The organism is Nostoc sp. UIC 10630 (assembly GCF_010747425.1).
Lineage (GTDB): Bacteria > Cyanobacteriota > Cyanobacteriia > Cyanobacteriales > Nostocaceae > Nostoc.
Genome location: NZ_JAAGOG010000377.1, coordinates 1 through 3,260, shown reverse-complemented (window position 1 = coordinate 3,260; position 3,260 = coordinate 1). Strand labels below are relative to the sequence as shown.

General features: G+C 42.7%; 5 protein-coding genes. 3 read left to right on the top strand and 2 right to left on the bottom strand.

Features of this window, described 5'->3' with window-relative positions:
- Positions 1 to 142 precede the first annotated feature (142 nt).
- Both G1O98_RS37545 and G1O98_RS37540 read right to left on the bottom strand, forming a co-directional pair.
- The gene (locus G1O98_RS37545; protein ID WP_012411301.1) at positions 143 to 268 is read right to left on the bottom strand and encodes a photosystem II protein Y; all 126 of its coding nucleotides are present in this window, start codon (positions 266 to 268) and stop codon (positions 143 to 145) included.
- A gap of 222 nt (positions 269 to 490) precedes the next feature.
- Positions 491 to 1,018 carry a gamma carbonic anhydrase family protein gene (locus tag G1O98_RS37540; RefSeq protein ID WP_163939444.1) on the bottom strand — a complete coding sequence of 176 codons (528 nt, stop codon included), beginning with the start codon at positions 1,016 to 1,018 and terminating at the stop codon, positions 491 to 493.
- A 240-nt stretch (positions 1,019 to 1,258) separates the two neighbouring features.
- On the opposite strand from G1O98_RS37540, the gene G1O98_RS37530 reads away from it, so the two are divergent.
- From G1O98_RS37530 to G1O98_RS37520, 3 genes are all read left to right on the top strand, one after another.
- Positions 1,259 to 1,771, top strand: a complete 513-nt coding sequence (locus G1O98_RS37530; protein WP_163939442.1) for a TIGR02652 family protein — start codon at positions 1,259 to 1,261, stop codon at positions 1,769 to 1,771.
- A 78-nt stretch (positions 1,772 to 1,849) separates the two neighbouring features.
- On the top strand, positions 1,850 to 2,293 hold the full coding sequence (locus tag G1O98_RS37525; RefSeq protein ID WP_163939440.1) for a VOC family protein: 444 nt from the start codon (positions 1,850 to 1,852) through the stop codon (positions 2,291 to 2,293).
- Positions 2,294 to 2,435: 142 nt separating this feature from the next.
- Positions 2,436 to 3,260 (top strand): pitrilysin family protein (locus G1O98_RS37520; RefSeq protein ID WP_163939437.1); only part of this gene is annotated, 825 nt, incomplete at its 3' end.

Genomic DNA, 3,260 nt, shown 5'->3' with positions numbered 1-3,260 from the left:
AGGGGGCAAGGGTAACTTTCCCCTCTGCTCCCTGCTCTCTTCCCCTCTGCCTCTTGTACCCAATGCACCATTAATCGTGATAAAACCGACTGTCTCCGTAAGTAGAAACAGACGGTTCAAAAGTGATGATATTAAGCCGAATTTAGGCTTCGCGATCCAAAAAGCCTTGAATTTGTCTTAAAGCCGCAGCGCCAATATTAAACACTGCCCAACTAGCAGCAATGACAACTGGTGCTAAAACGATCGCTATACGGTAATCGATATCCATATCTAGAACCCCTCTCTTAAGTAGAAATTAAAGTTTTGTCAACTGCTCTCATTTTTATTTTTAGCTGAAGTGGGTAACTTTTCCCAACATATATGTAAAGAATGTTTAAATTATTGAAAATTGAGTATGGGGCATTGGGTACAAGAGGCATAGGGGAAGAGAGCAGGGATCAGAGGGGAAAGAGGTAATTTTTATTCTCCCCCTTGCACTGCCCTCTTCCCTCTAAGGCTTGCTAAAGCCAATGTCTGTACCTTTACCAGCATGAACTAAAGCTAACTTTTGGTAACGTTTAGCGTGTTCAATTAGTTCTGCGGCTTCAGCCTCCGTTAATTGTCGTAACACTTTGCCTGGAACACCTACAACTAGTGACAAAGGCGGTATATTTTTAGTTACGACTGCGCCAGCACCAATAATGCTACCAGCACCCACTCGTACCCCGTCTAAAATAACCGCGCCAATGCCAATCAAACTTCCACGCTCAATGTAAGCAGAATGTACCACAGCGCGATGCCCTACGGTAACATGATCTTCTAAAATTGTCGGAAAACCAGGATCGCCATGTAGAATTGCACCATCTTGAATATTTGTGCATTCGCCAATTTCAATGCGTTCTACATCTGCTCTAACTACTGCTCCATACCAAATGCTCACCCCTGCTGCTATATTTACCGAACCCATAACAACAGCATTGGCTGCAATGAAGGCAGCTTGAGAAAAATCAGGAGATGTCCAGTAAGAAGCGGTAGACACGATAGAATATGAATAATGGTACCAAGGAACACTGGAGAAACTCCAACCTTTGAGGCTGGTTGCACGACCAGGATATCACAGCGTCAAGCCTCTACGCTGAGGAAAACACTAGTGAACAATGTTACTGCCGCAACTCTGTGTCTGTGCAGCAGTCAACAAGTAACCCAAAGTGGTAGAGCCGAAGTGTATAATCCAATCCACTAGTGCTGGTGAAGACAAAATTATGTTTGTACGCACTTCATGATGAATCCAGGCTTTCAGTACCCGATGTTTGGGCCGGAAATACAGTGTCCTCATTGTCGCCAGACTATTCCGGCGCTGACATTAACAGATACCTATTTGTGTCCGCGTCATGGCGCTTTTGAAGCTAATCCTCAAAATGGAGAGTTAATCCATTTGCAATCAGGCCGTCATTGGCGGAGGTGGAATAATGAATGGTATAGGCAGCATACTCATCCCGATGGTATTCGGTTTGAAATTCACGAAGCATTAGATAAGCTCTATACCCAAGGTTATCGAGCCACAAAAGTGATTATTGCTCACCGCTATCAGGAATTGATGAGTGGCTATTTAGAACGCAGTACACCTTGGCGTTCTGGACAACCAGAAGTTACCGCTGCTCGGCTATACGGCTTACCCGTAGAGTTTAGCCCCGATACCTCAGAAGATCCCTGTTGGGAAGTGATTAATTTTGACTTGGAAAAAGAGCCTGGTGTCCCTGTACGCTACCCTTATTTCAGGTTGTTTGAATAATGGTCATTAGTCATTAGTCATTTGTCATTAGTGAATAACAAAAGACAAATGACTAAGGACTAAGGACTAAGGATTAATATGCACCACGCTTCTATTCGGACTGCGAATATTCATCGAGCGATCGCTTTCTACGAACATTTAGGATTTACAATTTCGGAACGCTTTACTACAGGCTACACGCTAGCTTGCTGGATGGAAGGGTTGGGTGGCAGAATTGAACTGATCCAAATTCCCGAACCCAAGCCAGCCCCGGATGCCTTTGCTGACGAGCATTATGTCGGGTACTATCATCTCTCGTTCGATTTAACTGAGATTACACCAGATTTACCTAGCTGGTTGACAAATTTACAGAAACGTGTATTGCTTGCTGCTGAGAGTCAAACCAAAGAATTACAACCGTTAAAGGTACTTTTAGAACCGACACAACAGCAAATAGGCGATCGCATTTACGAAGTAGCTTTCATCGCCGACACTGATGGCTTACCTCTGGAATTCATTCGGGTTTTAGCAAAACTGCCATAATTTAGCTTTTTTATTACCTTTATTGCTAATATATTGTTTTTCTGTATTGTTGCCGAGGTAACAGATTTTTTGGCCATATTAAAATCTGGTCATTCACCAAAATAATTATGTAAATTAATTTACAGATATACTTTCTAAGTACATGTATGGATTGTCTAGATTTTATAAATATTCCTTGCCGTTATTAATTTTAAGCTTATGGCTAGTAGCGGTTTTTTTGTTGAGCGATCGACCTGCTAATAGTCAACATACAGCCATATCTAACAAAGAAAAATCCCAGTCAACCTTGCTAGCAAAAAGAATAATGCCCTCAACACTGACAGAAAACGTCCATAAGACAGTGCTGGAAAATGGTCTAACTGTCCTAACAAAGGAAGTGCATACTGCGCCAGTGGTGACGGTGCAGGTGTGGTACAAGGTTGGCTCACGCAACGAAGAACCAGGTGTGAATGGCATTGCTCACCAATTGGAACACCTTATGTTTAAAGGCACGAAAAATCGTCCGATTCAATTTGGCCGTTTGTTTAGTGCTTTAGGTAGTGATTCCAATGCTTTTACCAGCTATGACCAAACTGCATATTACGGTACTGTGGAGCGTAACAAGCTAAAAGCGCTCTTAGTGCTGGAAGCAGACAGAATGCAAAATTCCCAGATTGAGCCAGAACAACTAGCGAGTGAAAAGCGAGTAGTAATTTCTGAGTTGCAAGGTTACGAAAATAGTCCAGAATATCGCCTCAACCGTGCCGTCATGCAGGCAGTATTTCCTAATCATGCTTATGGGTTGCCTGTAGGTGGTACTAAAGCTGATGTCGAGAAATTTGAAGTTGAGCAAGTACAGAAATATTACCGTAATTTTTACAGCCCTGATAATGCTGTCTTAGTGATTGTTGGAGATTTTCAAACCGCGAATACTCTCGAAACAATTAAAGAAGTATTTGGCAAACTACCAAGGAGGGAGGGGGCAGGG